This is a genomic window from Streptomyces sp. NPDC002156, from assembly GCF_053593675.1.
Genome location: NZ_JBSFDA010000001.1, coordinates 89034 through 110596, shown reverse-complemented (window position 1 = coordinate 110596; position 21563 = coordinate 89034). Strand labels below are relative to the sequence as shown.

18 protein-coding genes are annotated in these 21563 nt (G+C 70.2%); 14 read left to right on the top strand and 4 right to left on the bottom strand.

The features are described 5' to 3' along the window. Nucleotides 1-38: 38 nt before the first annotated feature. Genes ACWCRB_RS00485 through ACWCRB_RS00475 form a run of 3 tightly spaced genes read left to right on the top strand, consistent with a single transcriptional unit; the run spans nucleotide 39 to nucleotide 6391 of the window. Nucleotides 39-1295, top strand: coding sequence for a glycoside hydrolase 5 family protein (locus ACWCRB_RS00485; RefSeq protein WP_450993875.1), 1257 nt, complete (start codon nucleotides 39-41; stop codon nucleotides 1293-1295). Beyond that, nucleotides 1292-3340, top strand: coding sequence for an endo-beta-N-acetylglucosaminidase (locus ACWCRB_RS00480; RefSeq protein ID WP_450993874.1), 2049 nt, complete (start codon nucleotides 1292-1294; stop codon nucleotides 3338-3340). The genes ACWCRB_RS00485 and ACWCRB_RS00480 overlap by 4 nt, the downstream gene beginning before the upstream one ends. A gap of 27 nt (nucleotides 3341-3367) precedes the next feature. Then, nucleotides 3368-6391, top strand: coding sequence for an alpha-mannosidase (locus tag ACWCRB_RS00475; RefSeq protein ID WP_450993873.1), 3024 nt, complete (start codon nucleotides 3368-3370; stop codon nucleotides 6389-6391). 104 nt (nucleotides 6392-6495) lie between these two features. Here ACWCRB_RS00475 and ACWCRB_RS00470 read toward each other — a convergent pair whose 3' ends face one another. After that, nucleotides 6496-7218: a FadR/GntR family transcriptional regulator gene (locus ACWCRB_RS00470; RefSeq protein WP_450993872.1), complete on the bottom strand. Its 723-nt coding sequence runs from the start codon at nucleotides 7216-7218 to the stop codon at nucleotides 6496-6498. 164 nt (nucleotides 7219-7382) lie between these two features. On the opposite strand from ACWCRB_RS00470, the gene ACWCRB_RS00465 reads away from it, so the two are divergent. The 8 genes from ACWCRB_RS00465 (at nucleotide 7383) to ACWCRB_RS00430 (ending at nucleotide 15361) form a co-directional block, all read left to right on the top strand. Further along, a complete protein-coding gene (locus tag ACWCRB_RS00465) occupies nucleotides 7383-8477 on the top strand; it encodes a sugar ABC transporter substrate-binding protein (protein WP_450993871.1) in 1095 nt (364 codons plus the stop codon). Then, nucleotides 8474-10000: a sugar ABC transporter ATP-binding protein gene (locus ACWCRB_RS00460; protein WP_450993870.1), complete on the top strand. Its 1527-nt coding sequence runs from the start codon at nucleotides 8474-8476 to the stop codon at nucleotides 9998-10000. Before ACWCRB_RS00465 ends, ACWCRB_RS00460 begins: the two co-directional genes overlap by 4 nt. Next, a complete protein-coding gene (locus ACWCRB_RS00455; RefSeq protein WP_389350541.1) occupies nucleotides 9993-11018 on the top strand; it encodes an ABC transporter permease in 1026 nt (341 codons plus the stop codon). The genes ACWCRB_RS00460 and ACWCRB_RS00455 overlap by 8 nt, the downstream gene beginning before the upstream one ends. A gap of 141 nt (nucleotides 11019-11159) precedes the next feature. Then, a complete protein-coding gene (locus ACWCRB_RS00450; protein WP_450993869.1) occupies nucleotides 11160-12500 on the top strand; it encodes an L-fuconate dehydratase in 1341 nt (446 codons plus the stop codon). After that, nucleotides 12497-13252 carry an SDR family NAD(P)-dependent oxidoreductase gene (locus tag ACWCRB_RS00445; RefSeq protein WP_450993868.1) on the top strand — a complete coding sequence of 252 codons (756 nt, stop codon included), beginning with the start codon at nucleotides 12497-12499 and terminating at the stop codon, nucleotides 13250-13252. Before ACWCRB_RS00450 ends, ACWCRB_RS00445 begins: the two co-directional genes overlap by 4 nt. Continuing rightward, nucleotides 13249-14217, top strand: a complete 969-nt coding sequence (locus ACWCRB_RS00440) for an aldo/keto reductase (RefSeq protein ID WP_450993867.1) — start codon at nucleotides 13249-13251, stop codon at nucleotides 14215-14217. Before ACWCRB_RS00445 ends, ACWCRB_RS00440 begins: the two co-directional genes overlap by 4 nt. Next, complete coding sequence (locus tag ACWCRB_RS00435; RefSeq protein ID WP_450993866.1) at nucleotides 14214-14528, top strand: L-rhamnose mutarotase; 315 nt, start codon at nucleotides 14214-14216, stop codon at nucleotides 14526-14528. Before ACWCRB_RS00440 ends, ACWCRB_RS00435 begins: the two co-directional genes overlap by 4 nt. Beyond that, a complete protein-coding gene (locus ACWCRB_RS00430) occupies nucleotides 14513-15361 on the top strand; it encodes an amidohydrolase family protein (protein ID WP_450993865.1) in 849 nt (282 codons plus the stop codon). Before ACWCRB_RS00435 ends, ACWCRB_RS00430 begins: the two co-directional genes overlap by 16 nt. On the opposite strand, the gene ACWCRB_RS00425 is transcribed toward ACWCRB_RS00430, so the two are convergent. Next, nucleotides 15349-16776, bottom strand: coding sequence for a lipase maturation factor family protein (locus ACWCRB_RS00425; RefSeq protein WP_450993864.1), 1428 nt, complete (start codon nucleotides 16774-16776; stop codon nucleotides 15349-15351). The two genes, ACWCRB_RS00430 and ACWCRB_RS00425, sit on opposite strands and share 13 nt — an antisense overlap. A gap of 87 nt (nucleotides 16777-16863) precedes the next feature. On the opposite strand from ACWCRB_RS00425, the gene ACWCRB_RS00420 reads away from it, so the two are divergent. The 3 genes from ACWCRB_RS00420 to ACWCRB_RS00410 all read left to right on the top strand — a co-directional run bounded on the left by ACWCRB_RS00420 (nucleotide 16864) and on the right by ACWCRB_RS00410 (nucleotide 20174). Next, on the top strand, nucleotides 16864-17127 hold the full coding sequence (locus ACWCRB_RS00420; protein ID WP_450993863.1) for a hypothetical protein: 264 nt from the start codon (nucleotides 16864-16866) through the stop codon (nucleotides 17125-17127). Between the two features lie 64 nt (nucleotides 17128-17191). Then, a complete protein-coding gene (locus tag ACWCRB_RS00415; protein WP_450993862.1) occupies nucleotides 17192-19279 on the top strand; it encodes a SpoIIE family protein phosphatase in 2088 nt (695 codons plus the stop codon). Between the two features lie 31 nt (nucleotides 19280-19310). After that, entirely contained in the window at nucleotides 19311-20174 is an 864-nt protein-coding gene (locus ACWCRB_RS00410) for an Fpg/Nei family DNA glycosylase (protein WP_450993861.1), read from the top strand. A gap of 78 nt (nucleotides 20175-20252) precedes the next feature. On the opposite strand, the gene ACWCRB_RS00405 is transcribed toward ACWCRB_RS00410, so the two are convergent. Then, a complete protein-coding gene (locus tag ACWCRB_RS00405) occupies nucleotides 20253-20909 on the bottom strand; it encodes a zf-HC2 domain-containing protein (RefSeq protein WP_450993860.1) in 657 nt (218 codons plus the stop codon). A gap of 138 nt (nucleotides 20910-21047) precedes the next feature. Next, a complete protein-coding gene (locus ACWCRB_RS00400; protein ID WP_235472915.1) occupies nucleotides 21048-21563 on the bottom strand; it encodes a hypothetical protein in 516 nt (171 codons plus the stop codon).

The window sequence follows — 21563 nt, the reverse complement described above, 5'->3', positions numbered from 1 at the left end:
ATCGAGCTGACACCCCCCATCGAGTGCAAGGACACCGCATGCCCCCTGCCGTGCGCTTCGGCGTCAACTACACCCCGAGCGAAGGGTGGTTCCACCACTGGCTCGACTTCGACCTCGACTCCGTACGCGCCGACCTCGACTCCATCGCGGAACTCGGACTCGACCACATCCGGGTCTTCCCGCTCTGGCCCTACTTCCAGCCCAACCGCACGCTGATCCGCCCCCGGGCCGTCGAGCAACTCGTCCAACTCGCGGACGCCGCCGCCGAGTTCGACCTCGACGTCAACGTGGACGGACTGCAGGGGCACTTGAGCAGCTTCGACTTCCTGCCGGCCTGGACACGGACCTGGCACCGGCGGAACCTCTTCACCGACCCGGAGGTAGTCGAGGGGCAGGCGGTCTACCTGCGCACACTCGCCGCCGCCCTCGCCGACCGGCCCAACTTCATCGGCATGACCCTCGGCAACGAGGTCAACCAGTTCTCGGCAGGCCCCCATCCGGACCCGGACCGGGCGACCGCCGACCAGATCGACGCCTGGCTGGAGCGGATGCTCGCCGCCTGCGAGGCGGGCGCCCCGGGCAGGCTGCATCTGCACGCCGAGTACGACGCGACCTGGTACCAGGACGACCAGCCGTTCACCCCGGCCCAGGCCGCCCGGCGCGGCGCGGTCACCGCCGTGCACTCCTGGGTGTTCAACGGCACCGCCCAGCGGCACGGCCGCACCTCCGTGCCGGCCGAGCACCACGCCGCGTATCTCGTCGAGTTGAGCAAGGCGTGGGCCGACGACCCGAGCCGTCCGGTCTGGCTCCAGGAGGTCGGGGCGCCCGCGCCGCTGGTCCCCGCCGAGCACGCCGCCGCCTTCACCGCGGCGACCGTCGCGAACGCCCTCGACTGTCCCGACCTGTGGGGCATCACCTGGTGGTGCTCCCACGACGTCTCCCGCGACCTCGCCGACTTCCCCGAACTCGAGTACGGTCTCGGCCTGTTGACCAACGACCGGCAACCCAAGGACTCCGCCCGGGTGTTGGAGCGCGCGGCCCGCGAGCACACGCACACCCCGAAGCCCCGGACCACCGCACTCGTCGTACCGGCGGACCCCGCCGCTCGCTCGACCTGCGCGCCCGGCGGGCCGGTCTTCGACGCGTTCTTCCGGCTCACCACCGACGGGGCCCGCCCGGCCACCGTCCTCGACACGCGCGCGGACGACCCGGCCCACCTCGCCGCGCGCGGCATCACCGAAGTCGTCACTCCCGACCAGGTACTCCCCACCCCACAAGGAGGCACCCGCTCGTGAACCCCACCAGACGCACCGTCCTGCTCGCCGCCACAACAGCCGCCCTGCTCCCGGCACTTCCGGCACTTCCGGCTGTGGCGGCCTCCGCGGCCGCCGCTGCGACACCGCCGTACGCCTCCTACTGGTACCCCGACTCCCTGCCCTCGGGCACCCCGGGCGCGGGCATCACCTGGCGCAGCCTGAAGACCTGGAGCGCGGCCGGCGACGCCGACCTCGCCTTCAACACGGCCTCCGTGCCGCTCGCCGCCCGCTTCACCCCGACCCCGGCCAACGCGACCGCCCGGTCCGGCCAGGCCCGCGTCCAGTCGCTCGTCTCCTTCGGCCCGACAGCCTCCAACCCCTCCCAGGGCTCGGCCACCGCCGACTACTACGCGCTCACCCACTGGGCGTACATCGACGAACTCGTCTTCTGGGGCGGCTCGTCCGGCGAGGGCCTGATCCTCGCGCCGAACGCGCCGATCGTGGACGCCGCCCACCGGCACGGCGTACCCGTCCTCGGCAACATCTTCCTGCCGCCCGTCGCCTACGGCGGACAGCTGCAGTGGACGCGCGACCTGGTGCAGAAGGACGCCGCGGGCCGCTATCCGCTGGCCGCCCAACTCGTCGCCGTCGCTGCGGCGTACGGCTTCGACGGCTGGTTCGTCAACGCCGAGACCAGTGGCGGCAACACCGCGCTCGGCACCGACATGCTCGGTTTCGTACGGGAGTTGAAGGCGCTGTCCCTGGCGGCGGGGCAGCGGGTGACCTGGTACGACTCGATGACGGTGAACGGCACGGTGAGCTGGCAGGGCGCGCTCAACAGCCAGAACCAGGCCTTCTTCCAGGCCGCCGACTCCATGTTCGTCGACTTCCGCTGGACGGCGGCGAGGCTGACGTCATCAGGGCAGACGGCCGACCAACTCGCGCGCAGCCGGTACGAGTTGTGGGCGGGCGTGGACGTGGAGGCGAACGGCTGGAACTCCTCCGTGAACTGGGACGCCATCGTGCCGGCGAACAGGGCGCACGTCGTCTCGCTGGGGTTCTACCGGCCCGAGTGGACCCGCAACCACCTGCCCGCGGGCCGCACCCCCGGCGACTTCCACGCGGCCGACGACCGGTTCTGGACCGGGCGGTCGCTGGACCCGGCCGCGCCCGACGGGACGGACAGCTGGCGGGCGCCGGCGGTGTCGGTCGCGGACCGGTCGACGGTGACGGCGGTTCCGTTCGCGAGTGTGTTCAACACCGGGCACGGGGTGAAGTGGTACGAGGAGGGGGCGGTCACCTCGGACGCCGCCTGGAACCACCTCGGGCTCCAGGACCGGCTGCCGTCGCGACGGTGGGTGGTGCGGACGGAGGGGGTGCGGCCCGCTGTCTCGTTCGACTTCGCCGATGCCTGGCGTGGTGGGAGCAGTGTCCTGGTCGGTGGCTCACTGGATGAGCCAGTCACTCTCGATGTGTACGCGACTCGGCTGCCGATCGGTGTGAACACGGTTGTCGAGCTGACGCATCGCACGGACGCTGGGGGTGTGAACGTCGAGCTGGCCGTTGCCATCGCCGAGCCGAGCGGACCCGGTGCGACACCGCCGTACACGTATATCCCTGTGAACTCGGTCAACAGCGGCATGCCCGTGAATGCGGTCAACGGCTGGCAGACCGCGACCGTGCAGCTCACAGACCTGACCGCCAACGGGACCGTTCACGCGCTCGGTGTCCGACTCACCCCGACCGGTGTTGACCCGGTGAAGTGGCGGCTCGGTGGTATCGCCGTTCACAACGGCGTCGAGACGCCCGCTGCCCCGGCCGACGCACAGATCACCGGCGCCACCGGAGGCGACCTGCGTTTCGCCTGGAGTCCCGCCCCGGGCCCAGTCCCCGTACGCCACCACACCCTCCACCGCGTGCTCCCCGACGGAACCCGGCGCTTCCTCGGCGCCACCGGTCAGCGGGCGTTCTTCGTCGCCGGACTGGCACCTGAACAGGGCGAGCAGATCGCACGCTTCGAAGTGCGCGCCGTAGGGGAGCTGTACACCGCGTCCGCCCCCGTGACCGTCACGCACGCCTGGTAACCGTCGAGTCGATTCGGAGCACCTCACATGCATGACGACCGCAACCTGGTCGAAGGCCGTCTGAAGCGTGTCCTCGACGAACGCATCCGACCCGCCGTGTACCCCGAGTCCGTGCCGCTGGACGTGGCCGTGTGGCACGCCCCCGGAGAGCCGGTGCCCGTCGCCGAGGGGCTGGCCGGTGTGCCCGAGCCGATCGAGGTGGGCGCCCGGTGGGGGGCGCCCTGGGGCACCAGCTGGTTCCGGGTCACCGGAACCGTCCCGCAGGCGTGGGCCGGGCGGACCGTAGAGGCCCTGCTCGACCTCGGATTCGACGAGAACATGCCCGGCTTCCAGTGCGAAGGCCTGGTGTACCGGCCCGACGGCACCCCCGTGAAGGGGCTGAACCCGCGCAACCAGTGGGTGCGGATCGGGGCGCCCGTCGAGGGCGGCGAGGAGGTGCGGCTGCACATCGAGGCCGCGTCCAACCCCGTCATCCTCGACTACCACCCCTTCCTGCCCACCCAGTTGGGCGACAAGGAGACCGCGGGCAGCGAACCGCAGTACACCCTCACGCGTATGGATCTGGCCGTCTTCGACGAGACGGTCTGGCAGTTGGTGATCGACCTGGAGGTGCTCGGCGAGCTAATGGCCGAGCTGCCTGTGGAGTCGGCGCGCCGCTGGGAGATCCTGCGGGCGGTGGAGAAGGCGCTGGACGCCGTCGACCTCCAGGACGTGGGCGGTACGGCGGCCCAGGCGCGGGCCCGCCTGGAGACCGTGCTGTCCGAGCCCGCCGTACCCTCCGCCCACCGCATCAGTGCCATCGGCCACGCCCATATCGACTCGGCGTGGCTGTGGCCGCTGCGCGAGACGGTGCGCAAAGTGGCCCGTACGACCGCGAACATGACCGCGCTGATCGAGGACGAGCCCGAGTTCGTCTTCGCCATGTCGCAGGCCCAGCAGTGGTCGTGGGTGAAGGAGCACCGGCCCGAGGTGTGGGCCCGGGTGAAGAAGGCGGTCGCCGACGGGCGGTTCGTGCCGGCCGGCGGTATGTGGGTGGAGTCGGACACCAACATGCCGGGCTCGGAGGCGATGGCCCGTCAGTTCGTGCACGGGAAGCGGTTCTTCCTCGACGAGTTCGGCATCGAGAACGACGAGGCGTGGCTGCCCGACACCTTCGGCTTCGCCGCCGGACTCCCGCAGATCATCAAGGCGGCCGGCTCCAAGTGGCTGCTGACCCAGAAGATCTCGTGGTCGCAGACCAACAAGTTCCCGCACCACACCTTCCAGTGGGAGGGCATCGACGGCACCCGGATCTTCACGCACTTCCCGCCCGTCGACACCTACAACTGCTCGATGAAGGGCAGCGAGATCGCCCACGCGGCCCGCAACTTCAAGGACAAGGGCGTCGCCCGGCACTCCCTCGCACCGACCGGCTGGGGCGACGGAGGCGGCGGCACCACCCGCGAGATGGTCGCCAAGGCGGCCAGGCTGGGCAACCTCGAAGGCTCGGCCACCGTGGAGTGGGAGACCCCCGGCGAGTTCTTCGCGAAGGCAGAGGCCGAATACCCCAACGCGCCTGTTTGGGTAGGCGAGTTGTACCTCGAACTGCACCGCGCCACCCTCACGAGCCAGGCGCGGACGAAGCAGGGCAACCGCCGCAGCGAGCACCTGCTCCGCGAGGCCGAACTATGGGCGGCGACCGCGGCCGTCCGCACCGGATTCCCTTACCCGTACGAGGAGTTGGACCGCATCTGGAAGACGGTCCTGCTCCACCAGTTCCACGACATCCTGCCCGGATCGTCGATCGCCTGGGTCCACCGCGAGGCACGCGCCACCTACGACCGACTCGCCGCCGAGCTGAACGGCATCATCGACGCGGCCCAACACGCCCTGGCGGGGGAGGGATCCACGGAGTTCGTCTTCAACTCCGCGCCCCACAGCCGCGATGGCGTTCCGGCAGGCGGCGCCCGCACTCCGGGGCCCACCGGCGAGACGGCCCGCACGCCCCGCCTCGCCGGCGGCTACACCCTCGACAACGGGCTCCTCCGGGTCGAGATCGACGCGGCGGGGCTCGTGGTGTCGGCGTACGACATCGAGGCCGACCGCGAGACCGTCGCCCCCGGCCACGCCGCCAACCTCCTCCAACTGCACCCCGACTTCCCGAACATGTGGGATGCCTGGGACGTCGACGAGTTCTACCGCAACACGGTCACCGACCTGACCGACGTCGACGAGATCAGCGCAGGTGAGGACGGCGATTCGCTGCGGATCGTACGGTCCTTCGGCGCCTCGCGCGTCACCCAGGTGCTGACGCTGCCGCCGGGGGAGCGGAAACTGGTGATCGACACGGAGGTCGACTGGCACGAGACCGAGAAGTTCCTGAAGCTCGCCTTCCCGCTCGACGTGCACGCCGAGCGGTACGCGTCCGAGACGCAGTTCGGGCACTTCCACCGCCCGACGCACACCAACACCTCATGGGAGGCTGCCAAGTTCGAGGCGTGCAACCACCGCTTCGTCCATGTGGCGGAGCCGGACTGGGGCGTCGCCATCGTCAACGACTCGACGTACGGCCACGACGTGACCCGCACGGTACGCACCGACGGCGACCGGGGTACGACCACCACGGTCCGTGTCTCCCTCCTCCGTGCCCCGCGCTTCCCCGACCCCGAGACCGACCAGGGCGTCCACCGCTTCCGGCACGCACTGGTACCGGGCGCCGGGATCGGCGACGCGGTGCGCGAGGGCTGGCGGATCAACCTGCCCGAGCGGCGGGTGACCGGCGCCCGGGACGTGGCCCCGCTGGTGAGTGTCGACCGGGACGCGGTCGTCGTGAGCGCCGTGAAGCTCGCCGACGACGGCAGCGGCGATGTCGTCGTCCGCTTCCACGAGGCCCACGGCGGACGCGCCCGCGCCACACTCACCGCTGGCTTCGCCTTCACGTCCGTCACGGTCACCGACCTGCTGGAACGCCCGCTCGCAGAGGCGCCGGCACCTCAGCTCGACGGCGACCGGATCGCCGTACGCCTACGCCCGTTCGAACTGGTGACGCTCAGGCTAGTACGGGCCCGGTAGCAGGCAGGTATCGCGGACCCGCGCCCGAAGGGGCGCGGGGAACTGCGCGACCAGCCACAGCGGACCCGCAGATTCCGCACCGCGCATCCAGCGGAGCCCTGGGCTCACGTTTCGAGCTGGGCCCGCAGCCACTCCTCCACCTCGCCCACATGCGCCGCAGCCGCCGCCCGCGCCGCCTCCGGATCGTGGGCGACCAGCGCGCGGTGGATCGCCGCGTGCTCGCGGCGCGTACGCGCGAACGCACCTTCCTCCTGGTAGCCCCGCCAGACGCGGGCGCGGAACGTACGTGAGGAGAGGCCATCGAGAATCGCCGCCATCGTGTCGTTGCCCGCCGCCCCGGCGATCTCGCGGTGGAAGGCGAGGTCGTGGGCGAGGATCTCCTCGGGATCGTCGGTTGCGTTCATCGCCGTGAGGTGCTTCTCCACCTCCGCGAGCTGGTCCGGGGTGATCCGCGCGGCGGCCAGCGCGGTCGCCGTCGACTCCAGGATGCGCCGGACCTCCAGCAACTCGACCAGCCGCGGGCCCCGCGAGAGGTCCGCGACCACACCGAAGGTCTCCAGCAGGTCGCCTGCCTCCAGCTGGGTCACGTAGATGCCCGAGCCGTGCCGGGCCTCCAACACGCCCATCACCGTGAGCGCCCGGATCGCCTCCCGCATCGAGCTGCGCGAGATGCCCAACCGGACGGCCAGATCACGCTCGGTGGGCAGCCGCTGGCCCGGTTCCAGCCGGCCCTCGCCGATCATCGCCTTGATCTGCTCGATGGCGCGCTGCGTCACCGTGCCCTTCTGCGGGGCCGCCTCAGTGCTGCCGGCCGGGATCTCGTCCATGCCGTGTCCTCCTGTCGCCGGGTGCGCCGCAGTCTAACCAGCAGGTTGGTCGGACCACTACGGTCAGAATCGAGGAAAATTGGCCCTGCGGGGTGTTCCAACCCCGAAGTGGTCTGATAAATATGCGGGCATCTGCTCGATCACGCTCGATGAGGAGCTGCCAGATGCTCGACAGAACAGTGGGGAAGCGGGAGACGCGGCGGGAGAAGCGGGGCAGGGCGCGGGTGCTCGGTGCGGTGGCCCTGGCCGCCTGTACCGGCCTGGTGCTCAGCGCCTGCGGCAGTACCAAGGACTCCGTCGCCTCGGGCGGCAGTGACGGCGACGGGACGGGCAAGGTCGGCGTGATCCTGCCGCTGCTGACCTCGCCGTTCTGGCAGTCGTACAACGACTACGTGCCGAAGATGGCCAAGACCGAAGGAGTCGACGTGCTGAAGACCGTCAACTCCAACAGCGACCCCTCGCAGCAGATCACCGACATCAACAACCAGCTCAACCAGGGAGTGAAGGGGCTCGTCGTCGCGCCCCTCGACAGCGCCGCCATCGAGGCGGGCCTCGACCAGGCCGAGCGCAAGGGCGTGCCCGTCGTAGCCGTCGACGTGGCGCCCGAGAAGGGCAAGGTCGCCATGGTCGTACGCGCCAACAACGTCGCGTACGGCGAGAAGGCCTGCCAGTACCTCGGCGAGCACATCACGTCCGGCAAGGTCGTGCAGATCATGGGCGATCTGGCCTCGGTCAACGGGCGGGACCGGTCGGAGGCGTTCCGGGCCTGTGTGAAGGAGAAGTTCCCCAAGCTGAAGGTGCTGGAGATACCGGCCAAGTGGGAGTCCGATACGGCCGCCTCCAAGCTCGACACGCTCCTCAACGCCAACCCGGACATCAAGGGCATCTACATGCAGGCCGGCGGCGTCTATCTCGCGCCCACCCTCCAGACCCTGAAGTCCAAGGGGATGCTGAAGAAGACGGGCCAGGCCGGGCACATCGCGATCGTCTCGAACGACGGCATCCCGCAGGAGTTCGACGCCATCCGCAAGGGCGAGATCGACGCGACCGTCTCCCAGCCCGCCGACCTCTACGCCAAGTACGGCATGTACTACATCAAGGCGGCGATGGCGGGGAAGACCTTCGAGCCGGGCCCGACGGACCACGACTCCACGATCGTCAAGCTGCCCAGCGGCATCCTGGAGGACCAGCTGCCCGCACCCCTGGTCACCAAGGAGAACGTCGACGACGCCGCGCTCTGGGGCAACACGGTCGGATGAGCAGCCAACCACGGGAGAACCCGGACCCCCCTCTCGTGCCGCTCGTCGAGGCGCGCGGCATCACCAAGCGGTACGGCCCCACCACCGCACTCCAGGACGGTCGACTCACCGTCCTGGCAGGTGAGTCGCACGCCCTCGTCGGCCGCAACGGCGCCGGAAAGTCCACCCTGGTCACCATCCTCACCGGCCTTCAGGCGCCCGACGAGGGTACGGTCCGCTTCGACGGCCAGCCCTCGCCTCCGCTCGCCGACCGCGACGCCTGGCGCTCCAAGGTGGCCTGCGTCTACCAGAAGCCCACCGTGGTCCCCGAGTTGACGGTCGCCGAGAACCTCTTCATCAACCGGCAGCCGACGGGTCGTGGCGGAGTCATCAGCTGGCGTCGGCTGCGCACCGAGGCCGCCGAACTCCTCGACACCTGGGATGTGCACGTCGACCCGGAGGCTCGCACCGCGGACCTCAAGGTGGAGGACCGCCAAATGGTCGAGATCGCGCGGGCGTTGAGCTTCGGTGCCCGCTTCATCGTTCTCGACGAACCGACCGCCCAGCTCGACAGCCGGGAGATCGACCGGCTCTTCACCCGGATGCGCGCACTCCAGGACTCCGGCGTCACCTTCCTGTTCATCTCGCACCACCTCCAGGAGGTGTACGAGGTGTGCCAGACGGTGACCGTCCTGCGGGACGCCCGCTGGATCACCACCGCCCCCGTCGCCGACCTCCCGCGCACGGCCCTCGTGGAGGCCATGGCGGGGGAGACCATCGCCGAACAGGCCTTCACCCCCAAGGGAGTTGAGGCCGGGGCGCCGGTGCTGCTGGCCGCCGAAGGGCTCACCTCACCGGCGTACGAGAACATCGACCTGACCGTGCGCCGCGGTGAGGTCGTCGGGCTCGCCGGGTCCAGTGGGAGCGGGAAGATCGAGTTGGCCGAGTCCTTCGCCGGACTGTACACACCGACCGGCGGAACGGCTCAAGTCGACGGCGGGCGGCTGCCGTTCGGGGATGTGCAGGCGGCGCTGACAGCGGGCGTCGCCTGCGTCCCGCGCGACCGGCACGAACAGGGGCTGGTCTCCGGCATGACCGTCGGCGACAACGCCACCATGAGCGTCCTGCGGCGCCTCGGCCGGTACGGGTTCGTCTCCGGCGACCGCAAACGCGGCTTCGCCACCGCCCTCATCGAACGCCTCGACATCCACACCGAGGGCCCCGACCAGCCCGTCTCCGACCTGTCCGGCGGCAACGCGCAGAAGGTCGTCATGGCCCGCGCCCTCGCCTCCGACCCGAAACTGCTCGTCCTCATCAACCCCACCGCGGGCGTCGACGTGAAGTCCAAGGAGTCCCTCCTCGCCCGCATGGACAGCGCCCGCGAGGACGGCACCGCCGTCCTGGTCGTCTCCGACGAACTCGACGACCTGCGCCGCTGCGACCGGGTTCTCGTCCTCTTCCACGGCCGCGTCGTCGCCGAGCACCCGGCGGGCTGGCACGACCACGAGCTGATCGCCTCCATCGAAGGAGTGGACCATGGCTGATACGAAGGCCCCGCCGCTCGCCCCCCTACGGGCCCCGGACCCGCGCTCGGCCAAGACGGTACTCCTCCGCCGCGCCCGCGAACTCGCCCTCGTACCGGCCCTGTTGCTGCTCATGGTGCTCGGTACGGTGGTCAACGACTCGTTCCTCACCGAGCGCAACCTGATCTCGATCCTCGGTGCCTCCGCCGCCCTCGCGATGGTCGTGCTCGCCGAGTCGCTCGTCCTCATCACCGGCAAGTTCGACCTCTCCCTGGAGTCGGTCGTCGGCATCGCCCCGGCCGTCGGCGCGCTGCTCGTGCTGCCGGTCGCGCAGTCCGGGTGGGGGACCGAATTCCCCGCCGTACTGGCCCTGTTGGCGATCCTCGTCGCCGGAGGTGTCGTTGGAGCGTTCAACGGCATCCTCGTCGTCAAGTTCAAGCTGAACGCGTTCATCGTGACGCTCGCGATGCTGATCGTGCTGCGCGGACTGCTGGTCGGTGCGACCAAGGGCAAGACCCTGTTCGGCATGCCCGACTCCTTCTACTCTCTCGCCACCACCACGTTCCTCAGTGTGCCGATGTCGGTGTGGGTGGCCGGGGCGTGCTTCGCCGTTGCCGGGCTTGTGTTGAGGTACCACCGCGTCGGGCGCGCGTTGTACGCGATCGGTGGCAACGCGGATGCGGCGCGCGCCGCTGGTATCCGGGTCGAGCGGGTGATGCTCGGGGTGTTTGTCGTCGCCGGTGTTCTTGCCTCCGTCGGCGGGATCATGCAGACGGGGTATGTCGGGGCGATCAGTGCGAACCAGGGCAACAACATGATCTTCACCGTGTTCGCGGCTGCTGTCATCGGGGGGATCAGTCTCGATGGCGGCAAGGGGACGATGTTCGGGGCGTTGACCGGGGTGTTGTTGCTGGGGGTTGTGCAGAACCTGTTGACCTTGGCTCAGGTGCCGTCGTTCTGGATTCAGGCGATCTATGGGGGAATCATCCTGGTTGCGCTCATGATCGCGCGTGTGACGACTGGACGTGCTCAGGACTGATGGCCAAGAGCTCGGCTGGATCTGTTGTTCGTCGTCTGCGGCCCGGTGGGGGCTTGTCGCGCAGTTCCCCGCGCCCCTTAGGGGGCGCCTTACCTCACCCGGCATAGAGACATCCCGTACCCCCTGACCGAAAGGCCTTCCGTGTCACCGACCCCCGCCCGCGTCATCGCGGTCGATACCTACGACATCCGCTTCCCCACCTCGCGCGAGCTGGACGGCTCCGACGCGATGAATCCTGATCCCGACTATTCGGCGGCCTATGTCGTGCTGCGTACCGACGCGGTCGATGGGCACGAGGGGCATGGGTTCACCTTCACCATCGGGCGGGGCAACGAGGTCCAGGTCGCCGCGATCGACGCGCTGCGCGGGCATGTGGTCGGCCGGTCCGTCGACGAGTTGTGTGCGGACCCGGGCACCCTGAATCGCGACCTGATCGGCGACAGCCAGCTGCGCTGGCTCGGACCCGAGAAGGGCGTGATGCACATGGCGATCGGTGCCGTCGTCAACGCCGTGTGGGATCTTGCTGCGAAACGGGCTGGTCAGCCGCTGTGGCAGTTGCTCGCCGAGGCCGAGCCCGAGTGGCTCGTCCGGCAGATCGACTTCCGGTATCTCACCGACGCGCTCACCCCCGAGGAGGCCCTCGACCTGCTGGGCCGGGGCCGCGAGGGTGCGGTCGAACGTACGGCCGACCTGCTGGCGAAGGGCTTCCCCGCCTACACCACCTCCGCCGGCTGGCTCGGCTACGACGACGAGAAGCTCACCCGGCTCGCCGCCGAGGCCGTCGCCGACGGGTTCACCCAGATCAAGCTCAAGGTCGGGGCGGACCTTGATGACGACGTGCGGCGCTGCCGCGTCGCCCGATCCGTCGTCGGGCCGGACATTCGCATGGCGATCGACGCCAACCAGCGCTGGGACGTCGACGAGGCGATCCGCTGGACCAAGGCGCTCGCCGAGTTCGACCCCTACTGGATCGAGGAACCCACCAGCCCCGACGACATCCTCGGTCACGCCGCGATCCGCCGGGCCGTGGCCCCCGTCAAGGTCGCCACCGGCGAACACGTCCAGAACCGGGTCGTCTTCAAGCAGCTCCTCCAGGCCGACGCCATCGACGTCGTGCAGATCGACGCGGCCCGCGTCGGCGGCGTCAACGAGAACCTCGCCATCCTGCTGCTCGCGGCCAAGTTCGGCGTCCCCGTCTGCCCGCACGCGGGCGGCGTCGGCCTGTGCGAACTCGTCCAGCACCTGTCGATGTTCGACTACGTCGCCCTGGCCGGCACGACAGAGAACCGGGTCATCGAGTACGTCGATCATCTGCACGGCCACTTCCTCGACCCCGTGGTGATCGGGCAAGGTCATTACCGGGCACCGACCGCGCCGGGCTTCTCCGCGACCATGCGGCCGGAGTCCATCGCGGAGTTCACGTTCCCCGGCGGCACCTTCTGGGCCGCCGACCTGGCGAAGGAGAAGGGGCAGGCCGCATGACCGACTTCGAGGGTCTCAAGGCGCTGGTCACGGGCGGTGCGTCCGGCATCGGCCGGGCCGCCGCGGAGCTGCTGGCGGCGCGTGGCGCACAGGTCGCGGTCCTCGACCTGGACCCGTCGTCGGTCGAGAAGCCGCTGTTCGGGTATCGGGCCGACGTCACGGACGACATCTCCGTACGGGACGCGGTGGCTGGCGCCGTCGCCGAACTCGGCGGTCTCGACATCCTCGTCAACAACGCCGGTATCGGCGCCCAGGGCACCGTCGAGGACAACGACGACGAGCAGTGGCACCGCGTCTTCGACGTCAACGTGGTCGGCATGGTCCGCGTGGCCCGTGCCGCGCTGCCGCATCTGCGGAACTCGGCGCACGCCGCCATCGTGAACACCTGCTCGATCGCGGCCACGGCCGGCCTGCCGCAGCGCGCCCTGTACAGCGCGACCAAGGGCGCCGTGTACTCCCTGACCCTCGCCATGGCCGCCGACCACATCCGCGAGGGCGTCCGCGTGAACTGCGTCAACCCTGGCACCGCCGACACCCCGTGGGTCGGCCGCCTCCTCGACGCGGCCCCCGACCCGGCCGCCGAACGCGCCGCACTGGAGGCCCGTCAGCCCAGCGGCCGGCTGGTCTCGGCCGCCGAAGTCGCGGGCGCCATCGCCTACTTGGCGAGCCCCCTGTCCGGCGCCACCACCGGCACGTCCCTCGCCGTCGACGGCGGCATGCAGGGCCTCAGGCTGCGGCCGGTGGGCCAGTGAGCACGCTCGGCGGCAGCGGCGTCCCGGTCAGCGGGCTCGGCTTCGGCGGCGCCGTCATCGGCAACCTCTTCACGGAGGTGACCGAAGAGCAGGCGCACGCGGCCGTGGCCGCCGCCTGGGAGTCCGGCATCCGCTACTTCGACACCGCCCCGCACTACGGCCTCGGCCTGTCCGAACGCCGCCTGGGCCAGGCCCTGAGCGCCTACCCCCGCGCGGAGTTCACGGTCTCCACGAAGGTCGGACGCCGACTGGAGCCCGCCCAGGAGGGCGGCGACGACCTCGCCAACGGCTTCGCGGTCCCCGCCACCCTGCGCCGCGTCTGGGACTTCAGCGGCGACGGCGTACGCCGCACCCTGGAGGCCAGCCTCGAACGCCTCGGCCTCGACCGGGTGGACGTCGTCTACCTCCACGACCCCGACGACCACGCCGAACAGGCCTTCCACGAGGGCTATCCGGCCCTGGAGAAGCTCCGCTCGGAGGGTGTGGTCGGTGCGATCGGCGCCGGGATGAACCAGACGGCGATGCTCACGCGTTTCGTCCGCGACACGGACGTCGATGTGGTGCTGTGCGCGGGGCGCTACACCCTGCTCGATCAGAGCGCCCTCGCCGACCTCCTGCCCGCCGCCGTCGAACGAGGCGTCTCCGTGGTGATCGGGGGCGCCTTCAACTCCGGTCTGCTGGCGGACCCGAAGCCGGGAGCCACCTACAACTACGCCGAAGCACCTGGGGACTTGCTGCAACGGGCCCTGCGCATACGGGAGATCGCCGAGCGGCACGGCATCACCCTGCGGGCCGCCGCTCTCGCCTTTTGCGCGGCCCACCCGGCCGTCGCGAGTGTGCTCGTGGGCGCCCGCTCGGTGGCCGAAGTCCAGGACGCCGCCGCCCAGTTCGCGACCCCGGTACCTCCCGCCTGCTGGCAGGAACTGCGTGTCACCGGGCTCCTGACCACCGAGGAGCCGTCATGAGAGTCGCCCTGCACACCAAGGTCCGCGCCGACCGCGTCGCCGAGTACGACGCCGCCCACCGCGAGGTCCCCGTCGAACTGACCGACGCGATCCGTGCCTCCGGCGCCACCTCCTGGACGATCTGGCGCAGCGGCACCGACCTCTTCCACGTCCTGGAGTGCGAGGACTACGCCCTTCTCCTCGCCGAGCTGGAGAAACTGCCGGTCAACGTGGCCTGGCAGGCCCGGATGGCCGAACTCCTCGACGTGGTGCACGACTACTCCGACGAAGGCGCGGACGCCGGCCTGCCGGTCGTATGGGAGCTGCCGTGACGGTCGTGGACGCGCACCACCACGTGTGGGATCTGTCGGTCCGGGACCAGGACTGGATCGCCGAAGGCAGCCCACTGCGGCGGGACTTCACCACGGCGGACCTCGCGCCGGAGGCCCACGCGGCCGGAGTCGACCGCACGATCCTCGTCCAGACGATCACCGTGCCCGAGGAGACCCCGGAGTTCCTGGCACTCGCGGCGGAGCAGGAGCTGATCGCGGGCGTCGTCGGCTGGACCGACCTGACCCGGACCGACATCGCCGACGAGTTGGCGAGGCTGCGTGAACTCCCAGGCGGCGCCTACCTGAAGGGCATCCGCCACCAGGTCCAGGGCGAGCCGGATCCGGAGTGGCTGCTGCGCCCGGACGTACGCCGAGGCCTTGCCGCCGTCGCCGAAGCGGGCCTGGTGTACGACCTGGTCGTCCTCCCGCACCAGCTGCCCGCGTGCGTGAAGGCGGCCGAGGCGCTGCCTCAACTCACCTTCGTCCTCGACCACTTGGGCAAGCCGCCGATCGTCTCCGGAGCCCTGGAACCCTGGGCGTCGGACCTGCGCTCCCTGGCCGCCCTGCCCAACACGGTCGGCAAACTCTCCGGCCTGGTCACCGAGGCCGACCCCACGGCCTGGACCCTGGACGACCTGCGCCCGTACGCCGAGACGGCCCTGGACGCCTTCGGGCCGGACCGGCTGATGTTCGGCTCGGACTGGCCGGTGTGCACGCTCGCGGCGACGTACGGCCAAGTCATCTCCCTGGCCGAGGAGTTGACCGCATCCCTCGACACGGGCGAACGCGAGCAGGTCTTCACGCACACCGCGAGCCGCGTCTACGGCCTCTGAGCCGGCCCGGAGACCAGCCGCGTCGGCGGCATGAACTCCCGTACGTACACCCGCTCCCAGCAGGCTCCCGTCGCCCGCAGCTCCCGCCAGGTCGTGTACCGGTAGCGGAAGAGGCGAGCGCGGACATAGCGCGGGGGCGCGTCCGGCGGGAACGGGGAGTGGCGCAGCAGGCGGAGTGTGTCGCGGTCGTTCTCCAGGAGGCGTTCGGTCATCGGGCCGAACCACGATGCGGCGTACGCGGGCGACAGCGCGGCGAACCACATCATCCAGTCGAGCCGCAGATGGTAGGGCGCGAACTGGCGTGGCCAGCGCCCCGGTTGACCCGGCTTGCCCTTGAACTCGTACTCCCGCCAGTCGGATTCCTCGCGCGGTACGGCGTCGGCTGTGCCCTCGACGACCACCTCGTACCGGATGCGGTTGACGCTGCCGAAGGCGCCGTAGGTGTTGACCAGGTGGAGCGGGTCGAAGGAGCGGTTCATGACCTGGCGGCGCGAGATCATGTTGCGGACCGGGCGGTAACTGAGGCTCAGCAGTGCCGTGGCGATGGAAAGGACCACGATCTCGTACCAGAGCGGGGTGTCCGGGACGGATGTCGGTGCCGTGTCCGGGAGGCGTACCGCCGACAGGGCCAGCACGATCGTGAGCCAGTTCAGCCAGGCGAAGTTGCCCGACAGAACCAGCCACAGCTGGGTGACGATCATCAGGGACGCTGCCGCCGTCGCCACGGGTTGTGGGGTGAACAGGAGGACAGGGACGGCGAGTTGGGTGACATGGTTCGCCGCTGTCTCGATGCGGTGCACCGGCCTCGGGAGGTGGTGGAAGAACCAGCTCAGCGGGCCCGGCATCGGCTGTGTCTCGTGGTGGAAGTCGAGACAGGTCAGCTTCCGCCAGCACGCGTCGCCGCGCATCTTGATCAGACCGGCGCCGAACTCCACCCGGAACAGGATCCAGCGCAGCAGGAACAGCACCACCACCGGCGGCGCGACCTCGTCGTTGCCCAGGAACACGGCGAGGAAGCCGACTTCGAGGAGCAGGGACTCCCATCCGAAGCCGTACCAGGTCTGGCCGACGTTGACGATCGACAGATACATCGCCCACGGCAGCAGCCACAGCAACATGCCCGCCCAGAGCGGGAGTCGCGCGTCCAGCCCGGCGAGCAGCGCCACCGACACCGCACACCCCGTCCAGGCCCAGACGGCGAAGAAGCGGTCGGAGTAGTGGAGTTGGAACACGCTCGGTGCCTGCCGGAACGGCACATGGGCGACCAGCCGGGGGACCGGAAGCATGCCCCGCTCGCCGATGAGCGCCCGGAACTGGAGGGCCGCGCCGAGGAACGCGACCAGATAGACGCAGGCCAGGCCCCGCTGGAGGAGCACACGGCTCAGCCAGTACTCGGATGCGGTGAACCACTCCACGCGGACCCCTTTCTTCTCTCCTCCATTGTGACGCTGGGTGACCGTCTCGGCTTGCGTGCGCCGAGTGGGTGACGCAGACAATGGGGAATGCACCGAACCCTTGTCACCGCCTGTGCACTCTCGGCAGCCCTGCTCGTCGGCGGCTGGGAGGGCGACCCGCCCGGCGAGGAGGTCGTGTCCCCGGACGACCTCGGCTTCGGCACGGCCCAGGACGGCTGCGACGAGATCGGCCCCGACACCGTCCCGGAGATCCCCGACCTCCCCGACGGCGGCGGCTTGATTCCCGACGAGACAAGCACCGCATACGGTTCGTATGCCCCGTACGACCCCTGCGAGGGTGTCGGCGAGTGAACGATGCCCGACGAAAGACGTCGGACAAGTCGAAGAATCAGCCAAACACTGGCAAGGTGGCCCCATGGCTGATCGGGGAGCGAGCGCCCTGTCACTCCCGGACGACTGGCCCGCCCACCCGGATCCGATTCTGGCGCTCAACCGTATGGGGACGTTCGACTGGGACCTGGACGCCGGTCTGTTCCACATGGACGCGTTGGCACACGAGATCTTCGACCTGCGCCCCGACGAATACGACGGCCACCCCGAGAGCCTGGGTGTGCGAGTGCCCCGGATGGAGGGCCTCCGGATCGACTCCGTGGTCTCCGAGGCCATGAAGGACGGCAGCGAGAACTACGGCGTCTACTTCCGCCTCCGCCGCCGCGACGGCGGCCTCCAGTGGACCCACACCCAGGGCTACATCCGCCGTGACGAGACGGGCCGCCCGCGCCGGGTCATCGGCATCGTCCGCGACGCCACGCAGGAGCTGCGGGACAGCCAGACCCGTACCGAACAGGCCGCCAAGGACGAGGTCAGGCGCCGCCAGATCAACGTCGTGCAGGTCATCACCGCGGCCCTCGCGCACGCCCGCACCGTGGAGGACGTCATCGACGTCCTCACGAACTCGCCCGGCGTCCCCCACCTCGGCGCCGCCAGCCTCGTCATGGGCCTGGTGGAGGCCGGCCGGATCCGCCTGGTCGCCGAGGGCCCGGCGGGCGCCTCCGTGCCCGGCACCCGCATCACGCGGATCGACGAGCCCTACCCGATGGGCGACGTCGTACGGACCCTCAGCCCGAGGTTCATCGAGTCGCCGGAGGAGTTCGCGGCCGGGTACCCGGTCCTGTGGCCGCATCTCATCGACCTGAAGGTCACCTCGGCCGCCTACCTGCCCCTCATCGCGCAGGCCCGGCCGATCGGCGCGATGGGTCTGCTCTACAACGACCGCTACGGCTTCTCGGCGGAGGACCGGGCCGTCCTCGTCGCGCTCGGCACCAGCATCGCGCAGTGCCTCCAGCGGGCCATGCTCTACGAGCAGGAGAAGGACCTCGCCCAGGGCCTCCAGCAGGCCATGCTGCCGCGCACCATCCCCAGCGTGCCCGGCGCCGACATCGCCGTCCGCTACCGCGCCGCCTCCTCCGGCGGCCAGCTCGGCCGTGACATCGGCGGTGACTGGTACGACGTGATCCCGCTGCCGGGCGGCCGGGTCGGCGCGGTCATCGGGGACGTCCAGGGCCACGACACGCACGCCGCGGCCGTCATGGGCCAGCTGCGGATCGTCCTGAAGGCCTACGCGGCCGAGGGGCACCCGCCCGCCACGGTGATGGCCCGCGCCTCCGTGTTCCTCGACGAACTCGACACCGACCGCTTCGCGACCTGTCTGTACGCGGAGGCCGACCTGGCCACCGGGGTGGTCCAGGTGGTCCGAGCCGGCCATCTCGACCCGCTGGTGCGAAGCGCCGACGGCACCTGCCGGCGCGTCCCGGTCGACGGCGGGCTGCCGCTCGGCCTCTCCGCCGAGTTCGGACGCCTCGCCTACCCGGTGGCCATCCTCGAACTGGAGCCCGGCGAGACCCTGGTGCTGTGCACCGACGGGCTCATCGAGGAGCCCGGCGCCGACCTCGACGACGGGATGCGGACCCTCAAGGCGCTCATCGCCGCAGGCCCCGAGAGCGCCTGGGAACTGGCCGACCGCCTTATCGAGGTGGCCGACGAGCGGGGCGGCGACGACGACGTGGCCCTGCTGCTCCTGCGCCGCCGGGGCCTGGCCGCCGTACAGTCCGGCGGGCGGCTCCAGCAGCACGTCGCGCAGGCCGACCCCGACGCGCTGAGCGAGGCCCGGCACATGATCGGCGCCGCCGTCCGGGCCTGGGGCGCCCGCGAGCGCGCCGACGAGGTCGAACTGATCGCGGACGAGCTGATCACCAACGCCCTGATGCACACCGAGGGCCCGGCGATCGTCACCCTGCGCGTGCTGACCGCCCCCGAACGCAGGCTGCGCGTCGAGGTCGAGGACTCCTCCAGCGCCCTGCCGCGCCGCCGGGATGCAGGCGAATCCGGGGTCTCCGGGCGCGGTCTGCTCCTGGTCGACCTCCTCTCCGACACCTGGGGAGTGGAGGCGCGCGGCGGCGGCAAGGTCGTGTGGTGCGAGTTCGCGGTGCCGCCCAGGAGCTGAGCACCCGGGCGGGCGGTGGCACCCTGGACCTATGCCGGAACTTCCCGAGGTCGAGGCGCTCAGGGACTTCCTGACCGAACGGCTCGTGGGCCACGAGGTGGTCCGAGTGCTGCCCGTCGCGATCAGCGTCCTGAAGACGTACGACCCACCGCTCACCGCCCTCGAGGGCCGCGAGGTCACCGCCGTGCACCGGCACGGCAAGTTCCTCGACCTGGCCACCGACGGCGGCCCGCACTTCGTGACCCACCTGGCCCGCGCGGGCTGGCTGCACTGGCGTGACCGCCTCCCGGACGGCCCGCCGAAACCCGGAAAGGGCCCGCTCGCACTGCGTGTCGCCCTGGAGACGGGGGAGGGCTTCGACCTCACCGAGGCCGGCACGCAGAAACGGCTCGCGGTGTACGTCGTACACGATCCGCAGGAGGTACCCGGCGTGGCCCGCCTCGGCCCCGACCCGCTGGCCGACGACTTCGACGAGGCGCGGCTGGCCGGTCTGCTGGCGGGGGAGCGGCGCCAGCTCAAGGGCGCGCTGCGCGACCAGAGCCTGATCGCGGGGGTGGGGAACGCCTACAGCGACGAGATCCTGCACGCCGCGCGAATGTCCCCGTTCAAACTGGCCGCCTCACTCACACCCGAGGAGAACGGGCGGCTGTACGAGGCCCTGCGCAAAACCCTGACCGAGGCGATCGAACGCTCCCGCGGCCTGGCGGCCGGCCGCCTGAAGGCGGAAAAGAAAACCGGCCTCAAAGTCCATGGCCGAACCGGCGAACCCTGCCCGATCTGCGGCGACACAGTCCGAGAGGTCTCCTTCAGCGACTCATCACTCCAGTACTGCCCAACGTGCCAAACAGGCGGCAAACCCTTGGCGGACCGCCGCATGTCACGCCTCCTGAAGTAGCGCCCCGCAGGGGCGCACGCAGGGGCGCGGGGAACTGCGCGACCAGCCACAACGGCGCAGCACCCGAAGTACGAGACCTCACGGCGCGTCAAGCGTGACCAGATGCAACCCATCGGTCGTACGCAACTCATACCGATCGATCTGGTCAGGATGAAAAGTAGACGCCCCCATCATGGTGCTGGCGCGAGCGTCATGCTCGGGCACGTTCCAGTTCGTCAGCGTCTCCTCCGTGCCATCGTCCGAAACAGCGACAAGATGACACGCGCGGGGCCCGGCCCCATCCTTCACCTTCAGTTCGATCTGGCTCCCCCAGACCGTGTTCTCACTGGTGACCTGTGCCCAGACGCCCGACCGCTCGTCGGTCGCCTCGACCTTCTGCGTCCGGTCCGCGTCGTCGCCGCCCGCCATGATCGCGATACCGGGCCCGGCCACGGCGAAGACCACCGCGGCGGCCACGGCGAACAGCCAGCGCCGCCGCCCGGCCCGCTGCCGGGTCGCGACCTCACCGAGCAGCCGGTCCAGAAGCCTGGGACCGGGTTGGGCCATGGGGTGCACGGAGCGCGGCGTGGCCCGCTTGTACAGCAGCAACTGCCGTGTGGCGGAGCCGAATTCGGTCACTTGGACCGCGCACTGGGGGCACTCCATGAGGTGGTCCTCGAAGCGGAAGGCCTCCGCCTCGTCGAGCACGCCGAGCGCGTATGCGCCGACGTCGCGATGCCGTTCCAGGGACCTCATGCCGAATCCTCGTGCCGATGGTACGGGTGGGGTGGTGTTGCTCCCACCGGTACGCACCGGATCGCGGAATCACTCAAGCCCCATACCGAATCGAGACCTTAGGTGTTCGGAGCGGTGGGGCCCGCGGATTGGTCTGATTTAGAAAAGATGGATCGCCAGATGCCCCAGCGGCAGTCCGAGCCGCCAGGCCGGGGTCCACACCTTCGGTCCGTCGTCCTCACCGAGTACGGGCCCACCTCCTGGAACGGCGTCCAGGTCCGGGGCGAGCAGCTCGGTCTCCTCCAGCCAGCGCCAGGCGGCGGCGGCAAGGTCCAAGTCCGGTGCCGGCGCCCCCGAGTCGAGTGCGTCGGCCGCCAACCTGGACATACGTTCGCGGACCCAGTCCTGCCAGGGCTGGTCGTACGCCGTGAGCGAAAGCCACTTCTCCAGTTGCGTGATGACCCGGATGCCCGAGAGTTCCCCGCTGGTGTCGGAGAGGAAGATGGTGAGTGCCAGCGCGTCCCGACCCGCGCGGAACTCGAAGGACGTGGGCGGCATCAGGTCGCCCGTCCGCAGCAGCTCGTCGGCGATGTACTCGGCGTACAACCAGGCCATGGGGACGGTGAGTTCGCCCCCGCCGGCGCCGTCCGTGCTCTCTTGACCTCTGTGCAGCAT

Coding starts and splice junctions, on each gene's coding strand:
- ACWCRB_RS00485 (WP_450993875.1), top strand. CDS start 39: ATGCCCCCTGCCGTGCGCTTCGGCGTCAACTACACCCCGAGCGAAGGG.
- ACWCRB_RS00475 (WP_450993873.1), top strand. CDS start 3,368: ATGCATGACGACCGCAACCTGGTCGAAGGCCGTCTGAAGCGTGTCCTC.
- ACWCRB_RS00470 (WP_450993872.1), bottom strand. CDS start 7,218: ATGGACGAGATCCCGGCCGGCAGCACTGAGGCGGCCCCGCAGAAGGGC.
- ACWCRB_RS00465 (WP_450993871.1), top strand. CDS start 7,383: ATGCTCGACAGAACAGTGGGGAAGCGGGAGACGCGGCGGGAGAAGCGG.
- ACWCRB_RS00460 (WP_450993870.1), top strand. CDS start 8,474: ATGAGCAGCCAACCACGGGAGAACCCGGACCCCCCTCTCGTGCCGCTC.
- ACWCRB_RS00455 (WP_389350541.1), top strand. CDS start 9,993: ATGGCTGATACGAAGGCCCCGCCGCTCGCCCCCCTACGGGCCCCGGAC.
- ACWCRB_RS00445 (WP_450993868.1), top strand. CDS start 12,497: ATGACCGACTTCGAGGGTCTCAAGGCGCTGGTCACGGGCGGTGCGTCC.
- ACWCRB_RS00435 (WP_450993866.1), top strand. CDS start 14,214: ATGAGAGTCGCCCTGCACACCAAGGTCCGCGCCGACCGCGTCGCCGAG.
- ACWCRB_RS00430 (WP_450993865.1), top strand. CDS start 14,513: ATGGGAGCTGCCGTGACGGTCGTGGACGCGCACCACCACGTGTGGGAT.
- ACWCRB_RS00420 (WP_450993863.1), top strand. CDS start 16,864: ATGCACCGAACCCTTGTCACCGCCTGTGCACTCTCGGCAGCCCTGCTC.
- ACWCRB_RS00415 (WP_450993862.1), top strand. CDS start 17,192: ATGGCTGATCGGGGAGCGAGCGCCCTGTCACTCCCGGACGACTGGCCC.
- ACWCRB_RS00410 (WP_450993861.1), top strand. CDS start 19,311: ATGCCGGAACTTCCCGAGGTCGAGGCGCTCAGGGACTTCCTGACCGAA.
- ACWCRB_RS00405 (WP_450993860.1), bottom strand. CDS start 20,909: ATGAGGTCCCTGGAACGGCATCGCGACGTCGGCGCATACGCGCTCGGC.
- ACWCRB_RS00400 (WP_235472915.1), bottom strand. CDS start 21,563: ATGCTGCACAGAGGTCAAGAGAGCACGGACGGCGCCGGCGGGGGCGAA.